At 61.3% G+C, this 18,812-nt stretch carries 15 protein-coding genes and 1 pseudogene; 10 read left to right on the forward strand and 6 right to left on the reverse strand.

Features of this window, described 5'->3' with window-relative positions:
• A partial coding sequence (locus EOL86_05305) for an excinuclease ABC subunit A (protein NCD24990.1) occupies positions 1-1,560 on the reverse strand: 1,560 nt, incomplete at its 3' end.
• Positions 1,561-1,678: 118 nt separating this feature from the next.
• Between EOL86_05305 and EOL86_05310 the strand changes: the two genes are divergently transcribed.
• Entirely contained in the window at positions 1,679-2,257 is a 579-nt protein-coding gene (locus EOL86_05310; protein ID NCD24991.1) for a flavin reductase family protein, read from the forward strand.
• A 31-nt stretch (positions 2,258-2,288) separates the two neighbouring features.
• Positions 2,289-3,311 (forward strand): GGDEF domain-containing protein, encoded by a 1,023-nt coding sequence (locus EOL86_05315; protein NCD24992.1) that lies wholly within the window; start codon positions 2,289-2,291, stop codon positions 3,309-3,311.
• 61 nt (positions 3,312-3,372) lie between these two features.
• On the opposite strand, the gene EOL86_05320 is transcribed toward EOL86_05315, so the two are convergent.
• Complete coding sequence (locus tag EOL86_05320) at positions 3,373-4,890, reverse strand: glycosyl transferase family 1 (GenBank protein ID NCD24993.1); 1,518 nt, start codon at positions 4,888-4,890, stop codon at positions 3,373-3,375.
• Between the two features lie 8 nt (positions 4,891-4,898).
• Between EOL86_05320 and EOL86_05325 the strand changes: the two genes are divergently transcribed.
• The 7 genes from EOL86_05325 to dnaA all read left to right on the forward strand — a co-directional run bounded on the left by EOL86_05325 (position 4,899) and on the right by dnaA (position 11,038).
• Positions 4,899-5,501, forward strand: coding sequence for an RlmE family RNA methyltransferase (locus tag EOL86_05325; GenBank protein NCD24994.1), 603 nt, complete (start codon positions 4,899-4,901; stop codon positions 5,499-5,501).
• Positions 5,502-5,519: 18 nt separating this feature from the next.
• Entirely contained in the window at positions 5,520-6,260 is a 741-nt protein-coding gene (locus tag EOL86_05330; GenBank protein ID NCD24995.1) for a YebC/PmpR family DNA-binding transcriptional regulator, read from the forward strand.
• A gap of 12 nt (positions 6,261-6,272) precedes the next feature.
• Positions 6,273-6,791, forward strand: coding sequence for a crossover junction endodeoxyribonuclease RuvC (gene ruvC, locus EOL86_05335; GenBank protein ID NCD24996.1), 519 nt, complete (start codon positions 6,273-6,275; stop codon positions 6,789-6,791).
• On the forward strand, positions 6,751-7,398 hold the full coding sequence (ruvA, locus tag EOL86_05340) for a Holliday junction branch migration protein RuvA (GenBank protein NCD24997.1): 648 nt from the start codon (positions 6,751-6,753) through the stop codon (positions 7,396-7,398). The genes ruvC and ruvA overlap by 41 nt, the downstream gene beginning before the upstream one ends.
• A 1-nt stretch (position 7,399) precedes the next feature.
• Positions 7,400-8,368: a Holliday junction branch migration DNA helicase RuvB gene (gene ruvB / locus EOL86_05345; protein ID NCD24998.1), complete on the forward strand. Its 969-nt coding sequence runs from the start codon at positions 7,400-7,402 to the stop codon at positions 8,366-8,368.
• Between the two features lie 11 nt (positions 8,369-8,379).
• Positions 8,380-9,057 (forward strand): FAD-dependent thymidylate synthase, encoded by a 678-nt coding sequence (gene thyX, locus EOL86_05350; protein ID NCD24999.1) that lies wholly within the window; start codon positions 8,380-8,382, stop codon positions 9,055-9,057.
• Positions 9,058-9,667: 610 nt separating this feature from the next.
• Complete coding sequence (gene dnaA, locus EOL86_05355) at positions 9,668-11,038, forward strand: chromosomal replication initiator protein DnaA (GenBank protein NCD25000.1); 1,371 nt, start codon at positions 9,668-9,670, stop codon at positions 11,036-11,038.
• Between the two features lie 139 nt (positions 11,039-11,177).
• On the opposite strand, the gene EOL86_05360 is transcribed toward dnaA, so the two are convergent.
• From EOL86_05360 to EOL86_05375, 4 genes are all read right to left on the reverse strand, one after another.
• Positions 11,178-13,244 (reverse strand): PAS domain S-box protein, encoded by a 2,067-nt coding sequence (locus tag EOL86_05360; protein NCD25001.1) that lies wholly within the window; start codon positions 13,242-13,244, stop codon positions 11,178-11,180.
• Between the two features lie 12 nt (positions 13,245-13,256).
• Entirely contained in the window at positions 13,257-13,838 is a 582-nt protein-coding gene (locus EOL86_05365) for a hypothetical protein (protein NCD25002.1), read from the reverse strand.
• A 67-nt stretch (positions 13,839-13,905) separates the two neighbouring features.
• The gene (locus tag EOL86_05370; GenBank protein NCD25003.1) at positions 13,906-15,234 is read right to left on the reverse strand and encodes an HlyD family type I secretion periplasmic adaptor subunit; all 1,329 of its coding nucleotides are present in this window, start codon (positions 15,232-15,234) and stop codon (positions 13,906-13,908) included.
• On the reverse strand, positions 15,227-17,440 hold the full coding sequence (locus tag EOL86_05375) for a type I secretion system permease/ATPase (protein NCD25004.1): 2,214 nt from the start codon (positions 17,438-17,440) through the stop codon (positions 15,227-15,229). Before EOL86_05375 ends, EOL86_05370 begins: the two co-directional genes overlap by 8 nt.
• An 823-nt stretch (positions 17,441-18,263) precedes the next feature.
• On the opposite strand from EOL86_05375, the pseudogene EOL86_05380 reads away from it, so the two are divergent.
• A pseudogene (locus tag EOL86_05380) lies at positions 18,264-18,581 on the forward strand (hypothetical protein).
• Positions 18,582-18,812: the final 231 nt, after the last annotated feature.

Below are 18,812 nucleotides of genomic sequence, written 5' to 3' on the forward strand. Positions count from 1 at the left end.
CACCAGCACCGTGTTGCCCCGGCCCTGGAGTTGGCGCAGGGTGTTGATGAGGCGCTGGTTGTCACGCGGATGCAGGCCGATGCTCGGTTCGTCCAGAACGTAGGTCACCCCGACCAAGCCGGAGCCGAGCTGCCCGGCCAAACGGATGCGCTGGGCCTCGCCGCCGGACAGGGTGGACATGTTGCGGCCCAGGCAGATGTAATCCAGGCCGACGTTGACCAGAAATTCCAGGCGGTGGCAGAGCTCTTTTAAGAGCGGGGTGGCGATCTCGGCGGCCACGCCGGAAAACGTTTTGTCCGCAAGCCAGGCCAGGGCGCGGGCAATGGGCAGGGAGCAGAATTCGAAAATGTTCAGGCCGTCGACGCGTACGGCCAGGGATTCGGGCCTAAGGCGCGCCCCGTGGCAGACCGGGCAGTCCGTGGTCTGGCGGAAGCGGGCCAGCTCGTCGCGCCAGATGGGGCCAAGGTTTTGCCCCTGCTCCAAAAAATGGATCACGCCGGGCCAAGCCTCGGCCCCGTGGAACAGGGCGTGGCGGGCCGTGTCGGACAGCGCGCCCAGGGGTGTGTCCAGGGTGAAGCCGTGGGCCGCGCCGAGGCGTTCCAGATCCGGCGCGAAACGGTCCAGTCCGCGCCCCTTCCAGGGCAAAATGGCCCCCTGGCGCAGGGACAGACCGTTATTGGGCGCGAGCAATGCTGGTTCGTAGTATTCCACCGTGCCCAGGCCCGAGCAATGCGGACAGGCGCCCTGGGGGCTGTTGAAGGAAAAGAGCTGGGGGCTGGGCTTGGGCAGGCTGAGGCCGCATTTCGGGCAGACCGCGTCCGTGGAAAAGAAGAGGTCCTCACCGCCGATGATGGACACGATGACACGTCCCTCGCCGGATTTCAGCCCCAGTTCCACGGAGTCGGCCAGGCGTTTGCGCAGGTCGGGCTTCAAAACCAGGCGGTCCACGACCAAGTCGATGGCGTGCTTCTGGTTTTTGGCCAGCTCCGGCGTGGGGTCCAGGGGCACGATCTCGCCGCCGATGCGCACACGGGCAAAGCCCTGGGACTTGAGTTTTTTGAAGAGATCGGCGTGAGTGCCTTTTTTGTGATCCACCAAGGGGGCCAGGAGCATGAATTTGGTGCCTTCGGGCAGATCCAGGATGCGGCCAATGATTTCGTCGCTGCTCTGGGCCTGGATCGGGTCCCCGCATTCCGGGCAGCACGGCACGCCGAGTCGGGCGTAAAAGACGCGCAGAAAATCGTAAATTTCGGTCACCGTGCCCACGGTGGAACGCGGGTTCTTGGACACGGTCTGCTGCTCAAGGGAGATGGCCGGAGTCAGGCCTTCGATGGCGTCGATGGCCGGTTTGTCCATCTGCGGCAGGAACTGGCGGGCATAGGCTGAGAGGGATTCGACGTAGCGGCGCTGCCCCTCGGCGTAGACGATGTCGAAGGCCAGGGTCGATTTGCCCGAACCTGACGGGCCGCACACGACCACGAGCTGGTCGCGGGGAATGTCCAGGGTCAGATTTTTCAGATTGTGTTCACGCGCGCCGGCGATGTGGATGGCTTTGTTCATGTCGTGTCCGGGGGAAAATAGTGGTATTTGGCGGTTCCGCTTGCAGGAGGCTACCTATAACCATATAGAAACCCGTGGCAAGATCGTCTGGAACCTCTTAACATGCATGGAGAACCTCATGAAACGCTCTCTCGGGCCCAAAACCCTGGCCCAGCCAGCTCCTTTGTGGATCATCGGCTCCTATGACGAAGCCGGCAAGCCCAACGCCATGGCCGCGGCCTGGGGTGGGATTTGTTGCTCCAAGCCGCCGTGCGTGGCCGTGTCCCTGCGCGAGGACCGGCATTCCTACGCCGCCATATTGAATCGCCGGGCCTTCACCATCAGCGTGCCTTCGGCGAACTACGCCGAACAGGCCGATTATTTTGGCGTCGCCTCGGGCAAGAACGTGGACAAGTTCGCGGCCACGGGTCTGACTCCGGTCCGCTCCGACGTCGTCGACGCGCCCTATGTCGGGGAGTTTCCCCTGATCCTGGAATGCGCCCTGGTCCGCACCGTGGCCTTGGGCATGCACATCCAGTTCGTGGGCGAGGTGATGGACGTCAAGGCCGAGGAGGATGTTTTGGATGCCAGCGGCTATCCGGATATCGCCAAGGTCCGGCCGGTGATTTTCACGCCGGTCACCCGCGCGTACCATACGGTGGGCGATTATCTTGGTCAGGCCTTCGAGATTGGGCAGGTGTTCTCATCCAAGAGTTGAGTTCGCGGCGCCGCGCCGCGTGGGAGCCGCCATGACCTCGGAAAGTTCCAATTTCTTTTGTTCCGACGAGCTGGTGCGATCGCTGATCAGGGCGGGCGTGCCGGCTCGTTCCAAATGGGGGGCGCTCATTCTGTATATGCGCTCGCTGTCCGAGTATGATTTTCTGTCCGTGGCCCAGAAGCAGGCCCTTCAGGATCTGGTCATGGAGGCGGTCAGGAACCGGGATTATTCGGAAGGCGCCTTCACGGACCTGGTCCGCCACAAGGAGCAAATTCTTTATCAACCGTGGAGTCTCAAGCTGGAGACGATGTTCCGTGAAACCGTGGCCCTGATCGAACACGCGCGTTCCCAGAATATTTTACGGACCAAGGAAGTCCGGGATTTGCGTGAAACGACCATCGGCGTCGCTGTCGACCAGAATGTTTTGGAAGACATGATCGCGCGGCTTCAGGCCGCCTTCACGTCGGTTATTACCCATATGGAGCAGGACACGCGGGATTTGGTGGAGATGAGCTACACGGACCCCCTGACCAAGCTCAACAACCGACGGGCTTTTGACCGCTATTTCCAGACCACCATCACGGAGTCGCTGCTCACCAAGCGTCCGCTGAGTTTGCTGATGGTGGACATCGATCACTTCAAGAAATTCAACGACACGTATGGTCATCGTATCGGGGATCAGGCCCTGGTCACGGTGGCCGGCAAGCTCATGGGCTACGCCAAAAAATATGGCACGACGCCCAACCGGGCCTTTTTCCCCGCCCGGTATGGAGGCGAGGAGTTCGTGGTCGTCCTGCCAGGATTCGACGCCAGGGAAGCGGCCCGGGACGCCGAGAATTTGCGCGTCATCATCGCCGACTACGATTTCATCATCCGCGATCACAACGGCCAGGTCCTGCAAAAAGGCATCAAGCTTACCGTGTCCATTGGCGTGGCCGAACTTCGGCCCGGCCCCGAGGAAACGGCCCTCGTCCGCCTTCTGGATGAGGCCGACCATGCCATGTACCAGGCCAAGGCCGGTGGCCGAAACAGGGTCTGGATCAAGGGCGACTAGGTCCTTGTCCTCCGGTTTGCCTGGGCGCGGGGCGTTGGGATTTTTCGAAACAAGACCGCGATCACAGCCCGTTCCGGGCGAAGCTCAGAATGCGTTCCAGACGCCGGGTGTAGACATGCTCGGCCAGGATGTGCGCCTGCCAGGCCCGGCGCAGTTCGTTTTTGCGGTCCGGATTGGTCGCGAAATCCCGGATAAGATCATGGACCCGCCCCGGGTCCTCGAAGCTGACGGCCGCGACCAGTTCCGGCGGGAAGATGGCCAGGCCGGGCGTGGTGTCGGTGAGCAGAAAACCGCCGCTGGCCCAGACATCAAAATGACGTTGGGTCAGGCCGTGGGGGAGGAGCAGACTGGTCAGATTCAGACAAAAGGATGCCCGGGCATGGGTTTGGGCCAGGCCGGCGTAGTAGTCCACGGGCGGGAGATGGCGGGCTGCGGGGACGAGCTTTGTCCAGGCCGCGTCACCCACGATGGTCAGTGTCTCGGTGTGGGACAAGGCGCGCAGGATTTCGATGCGCCATCTTTCCGAGGCCAGCTCGGCTCCCAGCCCCGTGTTGCGCACGTCGGCGCCGGGCCAGGGTTGTCCGCCACGTTTGTCGTGCCACCATCCGAAATGGGCTTGGCGACCGGGCAGGCTTTTGGCGGCCAGGAGCAGGGTGTCGGACACGGAGCTGGCGGCGAAAAAGGCGTCCCGGTCCGGAAAACGGCTCCGACCGACAAAAAGCAGATCCCGGCCGTTGGGGCAGACTGGGCCGGGAGCGAAAAGGTCCGGGTCCGTGGCCAAGGGCAGGTGGACGGGCCGGGCGCCGAGTTGGCGCAAGGGCGGCACGAACCACTCGTCGGTCACGGCCAGGGGAAGTTTTTTCCACAGGTGGTTTTTTTGGGACGAGAGCAGATGGAAGGGATTGTCCACGCACCAGACCACGACCGGAACGCCCGCTGCTTCGAGCAGGGCCTGGTTTTCGCCGTATGGGTCCAGGCCGTGGAAGTTGACGCTCACGAAGAGCGTTGGCGTTTCCTGCTCCAGGCGTTTGGTCAGGTCGGCCACGGCCAGGGACGCCGGCAGGCGCCGGGGTGCCAGACCAAGGTTTTGGGCGGCCTTGGCCAACTCCGGCACGACAAGGGCGTTGGCCGGGGCGGGCAGCCAGATGGCCGGTATCGACATACCGCCCGGCATCGCGCGCAGGTGGGCGGCCAGGGGATGCCAAAAAGAGGGGAAAAGGCGGAAATTGGGCTCGTAGATCAGGGTTTGGCAGGTCCGCGACAGGCTCGGGGCGCGCCTTGGATCGACGCGAATCCAATGGGACGGGATGGCCGCGTGCCAGGAGGGCGGCATCTGGACCTCGAAGTCCGGCGCCTCGATCCAGAAGACCCGGGGCGCTTCCGGACAAAGCCTGACGCAGGCCGCGCTGTCCGGACCCAGGCCCCAGACAACCACGTCTGGCCCGGTTCCGGTCAGACGGTGGTATTGCTCTCCGCTGGGGAGCGAGGTAGGGAGTCCAAGCTCGTTTTTAATCTTTACACGTATGGGTCTGGCTGGCATGAAGGCGCTCGCTTGAACGTTCCGGGCCCAGTCCGGCATTGGAACGCATGAAACAATACCGCGATTTTTATTTCAAAAAGGCCAAACAGGATAACTATCCTGCCCGCTCCGTATACAAGCTTCAGGAAATGGACAAGGCGCACAAGCTCCTGCGGCCGGGCCAGAAAGTGCTCGACCTCGGGGCCTGTCCCGGTTCCTGGACGCTGTACGCGGCCGAACGGGTCGGCGCGTCCGGACGGGTGCTCGGTATCGACCTGAACGTGCCGGACACGGTTTTCCCGGAACATGTCGTTTTTTTGCGGGAAGATATTTTTGCCCGCTCCCCGGAGTTTTTGGCTCATGTCGAGGCCCTGGCCCCGTTTGATGTGGTCATGAGCGACATGGCCCCCAAGACCACGGGCTCGAAGTTCACGGATCAGGCCCGTTCCATCCAGTTGGTGGAAGCCGCGTATGGCGTGGCCCAGGAATGGCTGGCGGTGGGTGGGATCTTTGTCGCCAAGGTTTTCGAAGGGCCGGATGTGCATCCTTTCGTGCAGTCCCTGCGCGGACGGTTTGCCAAGGTGACCATGTTCAAGCCCAAGAGCAGCCGGTCGGAAAGCAAGGAAATCTTTATTCTCGGTTTGGGATTCGTGGCCCCGGCCACCGTATAGACTTTTTTGGAGGATTGCATGGCAGGACATAGTAAATGGAAGAATATCCAGCACCGCAAGGGGCGGCAGGACTTGAAGCGCGGCAAAATGTTCACCAAGGTCACCAAGGAGATCATCCTGGCGGCCAAGGGAGGGGGCGATCCGGACATGAACGCCCGTCTGCGCGCGGCCATTGACGCGGCCAAGGCCGTGAACCTGCCCAAGGACAAGATCGACACGGCCATCAAGAAAGGGACCGGCGAGCTGGCTTCCGATGCCCTGGAAGAGATCATGTACGAGGGTTACGCGCCGGGCGGGGTGGCCATCCTGGTCGAGGCCGTCACGGACAACAAGAACCGGACCGTGGCCGAAGTCCGCCATATCTTGAGCAAGAACGGCGGTTCCATGGGCGCCGCCGGATGCGTGGCGTGGATGTTCGACACGAAGGGCGTTTTTTCCTTCGATAAATCCAAGTACACCGAGGAGCAGCTGCTGGAAGCAGGTCTCGAGGGCGGCGTGGAAGACGTGCTCGACGACGATGATTCCTGGCAGGTGCTGTGCGCCGCCGAGGATTTCCAGACGGCCAAGGTAACATTCGAGGCCGCCGGCATTATTCCCCTGTCCGCCGAATTGAATCGCATTCCCCAGAACACGGTGGCCGTGGACGTGGAAACCGGCCGCAAGGTTCTGAAGCTGTACGATGCCCTGGATGACAACGAGGACGTGCAGAACGTTTACGCCAATTTCGAGCTGCCGCCCGAACTCCTGGCCGAGATGTAGGCCGCGGCGGCCATGGACGAACGTGTCGTGCTGGGCGTCGATCCCGGCTCCCGGTGCATGGGCTTTGGCCTAGTTCGGGATCGCTCCGGCTGTTTGTCCCTGATCGAGGCGGGCACGGTGCGGCCGGTGGAAGAAGCCCTGAGCGATCGGCTGGCCCGGATGCACGCCCGGATCACAGCGTTGATCCAAACCCATTCGCCCGTGGCCGTGGCCGTGGAAAATGTCTTTTTCGCCCGCAATTCCGCTTCGGCCCTGAAGCTGGGCCAAGCCAGGGGCGCGGTGCTGTCCGCCTGTGGTCTGCTTGGAGTCGAGGTTTTTGGCTACGAGCCAACCTTGGTCAAGAAATCCCTGGTTGGCGCCGGCCGGGCCGAAAAATCGCAGGTCGGGTTCATGGTCGGGCAGTTGCTGGGCGTCAAGCCCGATTGGGCCGAGGATGCCGGAGATGCCCTGGCCGTGGCCATCTGCCATCTCAACCATTCCCGTTTCCTGAATGCCCTGGCCGCTGGCCAAACCGGCGCCACCCGTTTATAAGGCAAGACCCATGATCGCCTATCTTGAAGGAACCGTGCTGCACCGCGACGAGGAATCGTGCGTGGTTCTGACCTCCGGCGGGGTGGGCTATCGCGTGCTGTTGAGCGTGTCCGGCCTGGCCGGGTTGCCGGGAACCGGCGACATGGTTCGACTTTTCGTGCATACCCTGGTTCGTGAAGACGCCTTGACCTTATACGGCTTTGCCTCCTGGGAAGAGCGCCGGGCCTTCGCGACCTTGCTTGGAGCGCCCAAGCTTGGCCCGCGCACGGCCCTGGCCATGCTCGGTTGCTACGCGCCCGGTGAGCTGGCCGCGTGCATCGCCCGGGAGGACGTGGCCAGCCTGACCCGGATTCCGGGTATCGGAGCCAAGACGGCCAAGCGTCTGATGCTGGACCTGAAGGACAAACTCGTGGCACCCTTGTCCGTCGCGTCCGGCCGCGTCGCGCCGCCGGTTTCGGCCGCGGCCGATTGCGCGGCGGCCCTGGCTTCCCTGGGATATGCCCGACATGAAGTGGACGAGGTCGTGCGCGTCGTGTTCGAGACCGAGCCCGATTTGGACACGGGTTCCGCCATCCGGCGGGCCCTGAAGATTTTTGCCGCGAAATGACATGACAAGTCCCGGAGAAGAACATATCCGTCCGCGCACCCTGGACGATTTTATCGGCCAGGACGACGTGCGCGGCAATTTGAAGATCTATCTGCAGGCGGCCAAGGAGCGCGGCCAGCATCTGGATCACTGTCTGCTCTATGGCAACCCCGGTCTGGGCAAGACAACCCTGGCCCAGATCATGGCCAGCGAGCTTGGCGTGAATCTGGTCTCCACATCCGGTCCCGTGCTGGAGCGCAGTGGGGATTTGGCCGCCATTTTGACCAGCCTGGGGCGCAACGACCTGCTTTTTATCGACGAGATCCATCGCATGCCGGCCGTGGTCGAGGAAATTCTCTATCCAGGCATGGAGGATTTCAAATTGGATCTGATCGTCGGCCAGGGGCCGGGAGCGCGCACGGTCAAGATCGAACTCGAGCCCTTCACCCTGGTCGGGGCAACGACGCGCATCGGACTTCTGACCTCGCCCTTGCGCGACCGGTTTGGCGTCATCTGCCGGCTGGAGTTTTACAATCCGGCCGAGTTGGCCCTGATTGTCACCCGCGCGGCCCGGATTCTGGGGGTGTGCATCACGGACGAGGGCTCCCTGGAAATCGGACGGCGGTCCCGGGGCACGCCGCGCATCGCCAATCGGTTGTTGCGGCGGGTGGCCGATTTCGCCCAGGTCGCCGGGAGCGAGATCATCGACGCCGAGGTCGCGGCCAAGGGCTTGGACATCATGGACGTGGATTCGCGTGGCCTGGATCTGATGGACCGCAAGATTTTGGAGTGCATCATCGACAGTTTCGGCGGTGGTCCGGTGGGCGTGAAAACCATCGCCGCCGCGTGTTCCGAGGAAGTCCGGACCATCGAGGACATCTATGAGCCGTACTTGATCCAATGCGGCTTTCTCAAGCGCACGCCCCGGGGGCGGGTGGTCACGGCCAAGGCCTATCAACACATCGATGGCGGACTGAAATTGCGCGGCTGACCGGAGGTCTCATGAAAATCGTCGATCCCAGTTTTTCCTTCATGCATCTGCCCGATGGGGATTTTGTCTTGAGCCATTTGGAGCTGGCCGCCCGGACCTGCTACAAATCGGAAGACAAAACCAGCCCGGATTCGGCCCGCAAGCTTTTGTCCCGTATTGTCCGCCTGGGTCACGACAGTGTCCTTGAACATATTTCCGTGACCGTGCGCATTGTCTGCGATCGTGGCGTGACCCACGAATTGGTCCGACACCGGATGTGCTCCTTTTCCCAGGAGAGCACCCGCTACGCCAATTATGCCCAGGACCGGTTCGGTCGCGAGATCACCGTGATCCGTCCTTTTTTCTGGGCCGGGGACGACGCCCGGTACGCCCTGTGGCTGTCCGCCATGCGGGCCTGCGAGGACGCCTATCTGCGCCTGATCGACGCCGGGGCTTCTCCCCAGGAAGCCAGAAGCGTTTTGCCCAACAGTCTCAAAACCGAAATCGTGACCACGGCCAACATCCGCGAGTGGCGCCACATTTTCAAACTGCGTTGCGACAAGGCCGCCCATCCCCAGATGCGTCAGGTCATGCTGCCGCTCCTGGCCGCTTTTCACGAGCGCATTCCGCTTCTTTTCGATGACTTGGCGCAATCCTTCGACCAGGTCCGACCGCCGACTCCGTCCCCGGAGGCCGTTTCCCCGACCTGATTCTCCCTCCACCAGCGTGAACGTTTTCGTGGGGGCATGTTGGTACGGCATGCCCCTCGTTTTTTCTCCGAGATGTGAGCAAATGTCGGACAAGGGCTTGTTTTTGTCCCAAAGTCCTGAGCAGAAGTCCAAAACCGGCAAATTGACATGGAAACAAGCGGATTTGTAAACCGAAACGGGGACCTTGGATCGTGGGCGTGGTGACGTGGCGCGATTCGTGTTTATCCCTGGAAAAGAAACAATTTTGTTAAGTCAATAAAATCGCTCGATTGTTCTTCGGGAGCGATTTTTGTGAGAAAGAGACCGGACTGGATTGGAGGCATATTGGTGAAGATTAAAAAAATGAGTATTCCGAAGAAAAATGGAGATATGACAGTTTATAGTTGTGGAAAAAGTTTTCCATAATGGTGAAAAAAAATGATTGACACTGCGGGAGCCCCGTTCCTGCTTCGCCTCGATGGATTTCCCGTTCGCCCCAAGAATGCTAGGATTGAAGGTATGTTTTTTAATTTCAACAAGATATGCTGTAAAGACGTCGGGCCGGCAACTCCGCCCAGACCGGTAATACCGGAGTTGTCGGCATATCGTTACACGACTAGGACCCTTCCCCATGATTGACGCATGGGACCGTATCTCGAATTCCTTGCAGAGCTGCCTGAGCCCTGGCCTGTTTCAGCTCTGGATCAAGCCCCTTCAAGGCTGCCTGGAGCAGGACACCCTGGTCTTGCGCGCGCCCAATGATTTTGTGTGCACCTGGGTTCGAACCCGGATGTTGGACAAGATCCAGGCCGCGTCGCGCGAGGTGCTCGGATTCGATCCCCGGATCGAGCTGGGCCATGATCAGGGCGCGCCGACCGCGCCACGGCCCGTCGCCAAGCCGGTCGCGCCCCGCGCCCCGCAACCGCCAAAGCGTGTTCAGACCCGCCAGATGGCCTTGCCCGTGGAACAGGGCCTGGTCACCCAGACCGTGCAGAGCTGGCGCTACCAGTTCGATGATTTCATCGTCGGGCCGTGTAATCAGCTGGCCTATGTCGCCTCCCAGAGTTTTTGCCAGGATTTGCGCGCGGCGGATCAGCTTTTTCTGTGCTCGGCTCCGGGATTGGGCAAGACCCACCTGGCCCAGGCCATTGGCGCCGAGCTGGCCAGGCAGACCAATCGCAGTCATTTGCGGGTATGCTATCTGAGCGGGGAGGAGTTCTCCAGCCAGCTGGTCATGGCCATCAAGGCCAAGACCGTGGAGCAGTTCAAGGCGCGCTTTCGCACCAATGTCGACCTGCTGATGCTCGAGGACGTGCATTTTTTCCAGGGCAAGGAAAAGATGCAGGATGAATTGCTCAACACGCTCAAGTCATTGCAAAATCAGGGACGGCGCGTGGTTTTGACGAGCACGTTTCTGCCGCGCGAACTTTCCGATATCGATTCCAATCTTTTGTCCCGTTTTGCCCAGGGGTTCATGGCCGTCATCGACAAGCCCGACTACGAGACCCGACTCGAGATCATCCGGGCCAAATCCAGGGCGGCCCAGGTCAGCGTGCCCATCAACGTGGCCGAACTTCTGGCCGACCGCATCAAGACCGATGTCCGCCAGCTCGAAAGCTGCCTCAAGAACATCATGCTCAAGGCCAGGCTTTTGAACATGGACATTTCCATGGATCTGGCCTGGGAGATCCTGCAAAATTACAAGCTGGACAATCCCGCCCTGGACCTCGAGCGGATCATTTCCTTTGTCTGTCAGGCGTATGGCTTTGCCCTGGACGATCTGCGCTCCAAGAGCCGCAAGAAGGACCGGGTTGTCGCTCGCAACACCGCCTTTTATCTGGCCCGCAAGCACACAGATTTGTCCCTGGCCGAGATCGGGCAGCGTTTCAACCGCAAGCATTCCACGGTCATCAAGGGCATTGCCTCCGTGGAGCAGGAAGTCTCCCGCCAGACCCCTCTGGGGTATCAACTGTCCCGGACCATCCAGCAGCTCCACGCCTGATTTTTGGGCGTGCCCATGGGTCATGGTCCCGAGGATCGTTCCGGGGTATTGGCCGCGTGATATGAATGCTGCAATCAAAAAGGCCCATGCTCGCGATGACGAGCATGGGCCTTTTTGATTGCCTCGGGGGATGGGCGCGTTATCCCTTGGCCTTTTCGAGGATTTTTTCGCCCTGGGCCGTCCGCAGCGTCGCTTCCAGGGCATCGACCACGTCCATGTCATAATGACTGGCGGCGGCGCGCAGGGTCTGGAGGGCCACCTCCGGGCTCAGGGCCGGCCGGTAGGCCCGGGGGCGGATCATGGCGCAGAAGCTGTTGGCCACGTTCAGCACCCGTGCCTGGATGCCGATGTCCGTGCCCTGCAAGCCCTTGGGATAACCGCTGCCGTCCAGGCATTCGTTCATCTGGTACACCGCCTCGAACACGGGCAGTTCGAAATCGATCTGACGCAGGATATCCCCGGCGTGATCGATATGCTTCTGGACCATCTGTTTTTCCTCTTCGGTCAGGGGCGCCGATTTGGTCAGCAGGGCCTTGTCCACGAACATTTTGCCGATCTGGGACAGGTGCGAGGCAATCTCCACCGTGGATTTGTCGGCTGGCGACAGATGCAGGGTCTCGGCCAAAAGCGAGGACAAGTCTCGCATCAGCACCGAATGTCCGGCCAGGTACGGATCCGTGAACTCGATGGCCTTGACCAGGGCTTCGATGGTCTGCTGGATGGACAGACGCTTGCGTTCCTCGGCCCGGATCATGGCGGTGATGTCCCGAAACACGGAGACCACGCCTCGCGGCGCGCCCGTGGAGTCTTTCAGGGTGATTTTGGTGATCTGAAAGTGGTGCTCCGTTGATTTGAGAAAGATGCGCTCATTGACCGTGACCGGCTGGTCGGTTTTCAGAGCCCGTTCGTCCGAGAGCTCCAGGCGTCTGCCCGTGTCGAATCCAAACAGGGCCGTGTCGTCCAGACCGATGACTTCCGTTTCCGGCCGCCCGACGCCATCGGCCAGGGCGGGGTTGGCGTAGGTGTAGGTTCCGCCCAGGTTTTTGACCGCGATGAAGTCCGGGATGGTGTCGTTGATGGAGTCCAGGAAATTGCGCTGCGCCTCCAGTTCCCGGGCCAGGGCCTGGAACGTGGCCGCCTGGCGCTTGGTGTTCCGGCCCATGGTTCGCCACCATAAGGCGCCAAAGAGCAGACACAGCACCAGGGCGATGAGGGCCGCGATGAAGATGGACATGCGGGTGTAGACGGTGAGGGTCTTGCTGGCCTCTGGAACGGTTACTTCCTGCACGATCCACCAGTCCAGATCCGGAACCCGCATGCCCACGGAAAAAACCTCCTCCTGCCTGCCCAGGGCGCGGCGTTGGGCAAAGGGAAGGTCCTGGATTTCGTCCGGCCGCATCGAGGTCAGGGCTTTCAGGCCGTCCGGGGACCAGGGCACGATTTCCTGAAGTCCTTCCTGGGCTTCCTGTACGATGCGGGTGCGTTCCCCCCGGGCCGACAGGGGCGTGTTCGAGAGCAGGGACGTGATGTTGGCGGTGGCGCTTTTGGTCATCAGGACCACGGCCGCGGCCTTTTTTTCGTTGTCGAGGGCCGTTGACAGAATGGGCGTGAAAATGTCGATGACCAAGCCGTTTTCCGTCTGGCGCAGGGGTGAGTAGTGCGCGACGGGGTCGGCGAAGGTTTGGGCGATCAGTGTCATCTGTTGGGGGGAAAGCGTGCGCTGATGCGCGTCGGAGGCGATGATGGTCTGACCGTCGCGGTGCACGATCCGACCAGACAGGAAGCCGGAAAAGGCGGTGAAATCGGCGAACGTCTGCTGCATGAGCGGGAACTGATCGGCCAGTTGGACCATTTGCTCGCGTTCGGTGGTGTTTGGAATGACGCCCGTGATCAGGAAGCTGGGATCGGCCTCGATCATGTCCAGATCCGTGGCGTAGAGCCGGAACAGATCCGAGGCGATGAGTTGGTCCGTTTGCTGGGCTAGGCTGGACAGCCAGGAGCGCAGTACCTCGACCCGGCTGTTGGCCAGCAATTCGAGACGTTCCCGGACCTGGGCGTGGAGTTCGCGTTCCTTGACCTTGATGCTCCATCCGACCCAGACCATCAGGGCCGCGACCACCAGGGCGATGAGGGTCACGCCCATGGTCAGTTCTGCTTTGTGCTCGGACAGTGCGGGCTGGTCGCCCCCGGTATGTGCTGTCATCATCCCTTCTCCAACTTAAGGTTTCGCCATGGGAATATGCGACCACCGGTATTCCTCGTTCACGGAATACTGGGGGACATAATGGGTGTATTTGTCGTGGGTGAAGACCATGCTGGTCATGTTGTCCAGAATATAGGCTTCCCCGCGCACGAAAACCGCCAGGACCGCGTGCCCAAGACCTCGGATGCGGTCCCGGACGGCCACGATGCGCAGATCCGAGGCGGCGAAGCCCAACTCGCGCAGGGCAAAGTATTTGATGATGGCGTAGTCCTCGCAATCACCGGATAGTTTCAGAAATTCCCTCGGGGTGGCCCACCAGTCCGAAGCGCCGTAGATGTCCAGATCCAGCCCGTAGGGCCATTTGTTGAAAAAGACGTTGACCATCCGCAGTTGGCCCATGGGGTCTTGGCTTCTTGCGTCGCGGATGATTTTTTGCCAGCTGGCCGCGCCCGCCGGGCAGTTGGTGGAACAGGAATTCAGTGTTTGGATCTGGGCCCCGGCCTTGGACAGCACCCGCTTCCATTGGGGCAGGGCCTTGAACGTGCCCCGGAACGCGACGCTGCGCAACAATTTCACGCTTTGGTCCGGCCCGGCCATGCCCGTCCGGGGCAGGGCCAGGACCGCCAGGAGCAGCGTCAGGGTGGCCAGGACGCGGATCGGCACGTCATCGCTCCCGCAGGGCGTTTTGCTTGGCTTTGAGAATGGGTTTGAGCAGGTAGTCCAGCACGGATTTCTTGCCCGTCAGAATGTCCACGCTGGCGGTCATGCCCGGAATGATGGGCAGCTTTTCCCCCTTGTAGGTCAAGGCGTTGCTCGTGGTGCGCAGTTTGACCTTGAAAAAGCTGTCCCCGCGCTGGTTCTCGATGGTGTCGGCGCTGATCTGCTCCACCGAACCCTCCAGGCCGCCATAGATGGAAAAATCATAGGCCGTGATCTTGACCATGGCCTTTTGTCCCGGATGCAGGAACGCGATGTCGGCCGGGGTGATGTTGGCCTCGATGAGCAGGGTGTCGTCCAGGGGCACGATCTCCATGATGGGCTCGCCCGGCTTGATCACGCCGCCCGCCGTGTTCAGGACGATTTGCTTGATGGTGCCGCGCACCGAACTGCGGACATCGGTCCGGGTCACCCGGTCCCGGCCGGCGGCCAGGGTGTGGAGGATGGATTCGAGCTCGAACTGGTGCTTGTTCATTTCTTCCAGGGCCATGGCCTTGTATTCCGCCAGACGCTGGGCCTGGCGTTCCTTGATTTCCTGGGCCGCCTGCTGGGTGCGGGGGATGGCCGCGCCCAGGGTTTGCAGGTCGCCACGCAGGGACACCACGTCCCGCTCCAAACTGAGGTACTCGACCTTGGGGTAGACATTTTTTTGCATCAGCGGCCGGGCGATATCCATTTGTTCCTGGGCCAGCTTCAGGTCCCGGCTGACCTGGTTGCGGCGCAGGCTCATTTCGTTGGCTTCCTGGATGCGCTGGCTATACTGGCTTTTGAGGATGTTCAGTTCCTGGGTCAACTGCTCCTGGCGGGCGGTGTAGATGGCCATTTGGTCATGAACCAGATGGGGCGCCTTGGTTTTGACCTCGTCCGGAAACACCGGTTCCTGGCCGTTGGCCTCGGCCTCGAGGCGGGCGATGGCGGCCTGATGGGCCCGGGCCTGGCTGGCCGCGTCCCTGAGGGTGCTTTGGGCGACTTCGTTGCTGATGCGCACCAAGATATCGCCCTTGTTCACGATCTGGTTTTCACGGACCAGCGTTTCCTCCAGGATGCCGCCTTCCAGATTTTGGATGACCTGCACCCGCTGCGATGGGATGACCTGGCCGTCGCCTCGCGTGACTTCGTCCAGGATGGCGAAATGGGCCCAGACCAGGAAGGCCGCGAGCATCAGGTAGATGGTCGCGGACAGGACATAGGTCCAGCGGTGTCCGCGCCGGTGAAGGGCCGCGTCCACCTCGCTCATGAAGCGCAGTTCGTTTTCGCCAAGGAAGGGATTAGGCATGCTTGCCTCCGGTGGAGGGTTTGCGCAATTCCTCCAGGATCTTGTCGCGTGGTCCGTCGGCGACGATTTTGCCATCGTCGAGAACCACGACGCGGGACACCAGGGACAAAAGGCTGGGCCGGTGGGTGATCAGAAGCAGGGTTTTGCCCCGCAAGGCCAGGGCCAGGCGGAATTTGAGGGTGGCTTCGACGCCAGTATCCATGGAACTGCTCGGTTCGTCCAGAATGACGATGTCCGGGTCCAGGAGCAGGGTACGGGCGATGGTCACGGCCTGGCGCTGGCCGCCGGACAGGTTCAAGCCCCGCTCGCCAACCTGCAGGTTGAAGCCGGCCGGATTGTTGCGGATGAAGTCCGTGACCCCGGCGATGGTCGCGGCCCGGATCAGGGCATGGTCGCTGATTTGCGGCGCGCCCAGCGTGATGTTTTCGCGGACAGTGCCTTGGAACAGAAAATTATCCTGGGCCATGTACCCGATTTTGGCGCGTAATTCGGCCGGATCGATTTGGCGGATATCCAGCCCCCCGATTTTCACGGCCCCGCGTTGGGGCGAGTACAGGCCGTTGACCAATTTGCCCAGCGTGGTCTTGCCCGAACCCATTTTGCCGATAATGGCCACGCGTTCGCCCTGGGCGATGCGCAGACTGACGTGGGACAGGGCGTTGGTCAGGGCGTTGGGATACTGGAAGCTGACATCCTCGAAGGCAATGGTCGGCCGCAGATCCTGGTGCTCGGGGTGCCCGACCCCATCGGGGCGTTCGCTGGGGATGGTCATGAGCAGATCCAGGTTTTTGAGAGCCATGCGGCTTTGCTGCAGGCGGGTCAGCATGGCCGCCACTGCCCCCAGGGGACTCATGGCCCGTCCGACCAGGATGGCGCAGGCGATGAGGCCGCCCGTGGTCATTTCTCCCTCGGCGATGCGGTACGCCCCCCAGATGACGACGCCGGCATAGACCAGCTGGGACATGAACTGGGTGAACGTCAGCGAAAAGGTGCTCAGGGCCTTGGCCTGGATGGACGATTTGGCGCTTAGGCCAATGATTTTTTCCCAGCGCCCGAGCATGGGGCCTTCGGCCCGGGTGGTCTTGATGGTTTCCAGGCCACCGATGGCCTCGACCAAAAGGGCGTTTTTCTGGGTCGATTCGCGGTATCCGGCCGCGATAAAGCGCCGCAGCGGCCCTTGCAGGATCGCGCCGACCAGGATGACAATGGGCGCGGCCACGCCCGGTATCACGGCCACGGGACCTCCGATGAGGGCGATAACGGCGATGAACAGGACTAAAAACGGTAGGTCCACCAGGGCCAGGAGGGTGGTGGAACTAAAAAATTCGCGCAGGGCGTCGAATTCACGGATGTTGTTGACCAGGGCTCCCGTGGAGTCGGGTTTGTGGTCCAGACGGATGGACAACAGGTGGCTCATGAGCTTGCTGGCCACCAGGACGTCCGCGTTGCGACCGGCGATGTCCACGAAATAGCCGCGCAGATTGCGCAGGGCGAAATCGAAGAAAAAGGCCAGTCCGACGCCCACGGCCAGAACCCACAGGGTTTCCAGGGCGTTGTTGGGAATCACGCGGTCGTAGACGTTCATGGTGAAAACCGGTGACGCGATGGCAAGGATGTTGATGAAAATGGAAGCCATGGCCACATGCCGGTAGATGGGCAGGAAATGGAGGATGGTGCCCCAGAACCACTGCTTGGTGTCGAAAATTTTCAAATCCCGGGTCCAGGCGTCCACCGTGGCCCGGGGACGAGCCAGCACCGCGTGCCCGGAATAGGTTTCGCGGAGTTTTTCAAGCGGGATTTCAAAAGGCGCTTCCGGCGTCTCGGGCATGAGAATCCGGGCCGTCCCGCCCTGAATCGCGGTCAGCACGCAGGCCCCGCCGTCGCCAAGGAGCAGGATGCAGGGCAGGTTCAGGGCGGATATTTTTTCCAGATGTGGTTTGAACACGATCTGGGCATCGATGCCTTCGCGTCGGGCGACGCGGATGCAGGCGTGGGGCGTCGGGGTTTCGGCCGTGCGCGGCAGCCCGGATTCCAGAGCCGTGACGCTGATCGTTTTGCCGTGCAGTCGGGAGATCAGGGCCAGACAGCCGATCAGGGGCGGTGTGTGACTGACCTGGGCCGGAGTCAGCTGCTCGGGGGCGGTGCGCGGCTGGGGGGAAGGGGCGGCCGAAATGGGCGCGGAGAGTGTGAGTTCTTGGCCGTTCATGGCTGTATGACCTCGGATCTGCTTGATTTTAGAATAAAATTTATTCCGGGATGGAGCATCTGGCAAGAAAAATAGGTGCTTGTCTCACACAAAAGTATGGCAGCGCCATTTTTGACCATGATGGGCCGGCTCCGGCGCATAGTGGTGACCGACTTTACATAATGATATTATGGCACTCGCGCTTCGTGACAAAGCGCGCTCCTGTCAGGTCAACGCTCTTTTCTTTTCATACTTGACCCGTGGCCTTGCGAATTTCATAAATCCCATGGAAACAATGGATGAATTCGCATCACGGTAACTTCCGACCCAGAGGCTCCAGGCGGGCTTGGTGGAGGATCACATGGCAGAGACGACACAAAATTTTGGACAGACCGTTTACGTTCCCCAGCCGGGACAGACCGTGGTCGTCGCGGCTGTTCCCGGACAGGACATGGTCCTTGCCGAGGAATTCCAGCAAGCGGAACCCCGGGTGGAAGGGGCGTCCATTATTTTTGCCTTTGCCAATGGCGGTCAGGTTGTGCTCGATTTTTCCGCCGTTCCCGAGGGACAGATTCCAAACATGGTGCTGGCCGACGGCACGGTTTTGAGCGTGGCCGGTTATCTGGCCACCCTGGGCCTGGAAAATTTTGAAACCGCGGCCGGCCCCGGCGCGACCGGCGCTTCCGGGAGCGGAGGTGTTGGCGAATATAGTGACGACGCCGGAACTCTGGTCGATGGCGTTGGCAAGCTGGATGGCCTTGACCCGCGAAATTTCACGGAAATTGAGCCGCAGCCCCTGGATGGAACAGGAGAAGAGCCCGCGGAAACAGATGATGGAGCCAATGATCCCGGAGATGACCCTGGTGATGATCCCGGAGATGACCCTGGAGATGATCCCGGAGATGACCCTGGTGATGATCCCGGAGATGACCCTGGTGATGACCCTGGTGATGACCCCGGAGATGACCCCGGAGATGATCCCGGAGATGACCCCGGAGATGATCCCGGAGATGACCCCGGAGATGATCCCGGAGATGACCCCGGAGATGACCCCGGAGATGATCCTGGGGATGATCCCGGTGACGATCCCGGAGATGATCCTGGGGATGATCCCGGTGACGATCCCGGAGATGACCCTGGAGATGACCCCGGTGATGACCCCGGAGATGATCCTGGGGATGATCCCGGTGACGATCCCGGGGATGACCCCGGAGATGATCCCGGAGATGACGGCGGCTTGAGCGCGACGGATAGCGAGGCGTTGGTGAACGAGGCCGGTCTGCCCACGGGGAGCTCTCCTTCCTCGGACAGCGAGATCGACGCCAATGGCGTGATCACGGTTAGCGGCGGCACCGGGCCGTACACCTATGCCCTGACGGGCAGCGCCACCGGA

The sequence above is a fragment of the Deltaproteobacteria bacterium genome (genome assembly GCA_009930495.1).
Taxonomy (GTDB): domain Bacteria; phylum Desulfobacterota; class Desulfovibrionia; order Desulfovibrionales; family Desulfomicrobiaceae; genus Desulfomicrobium.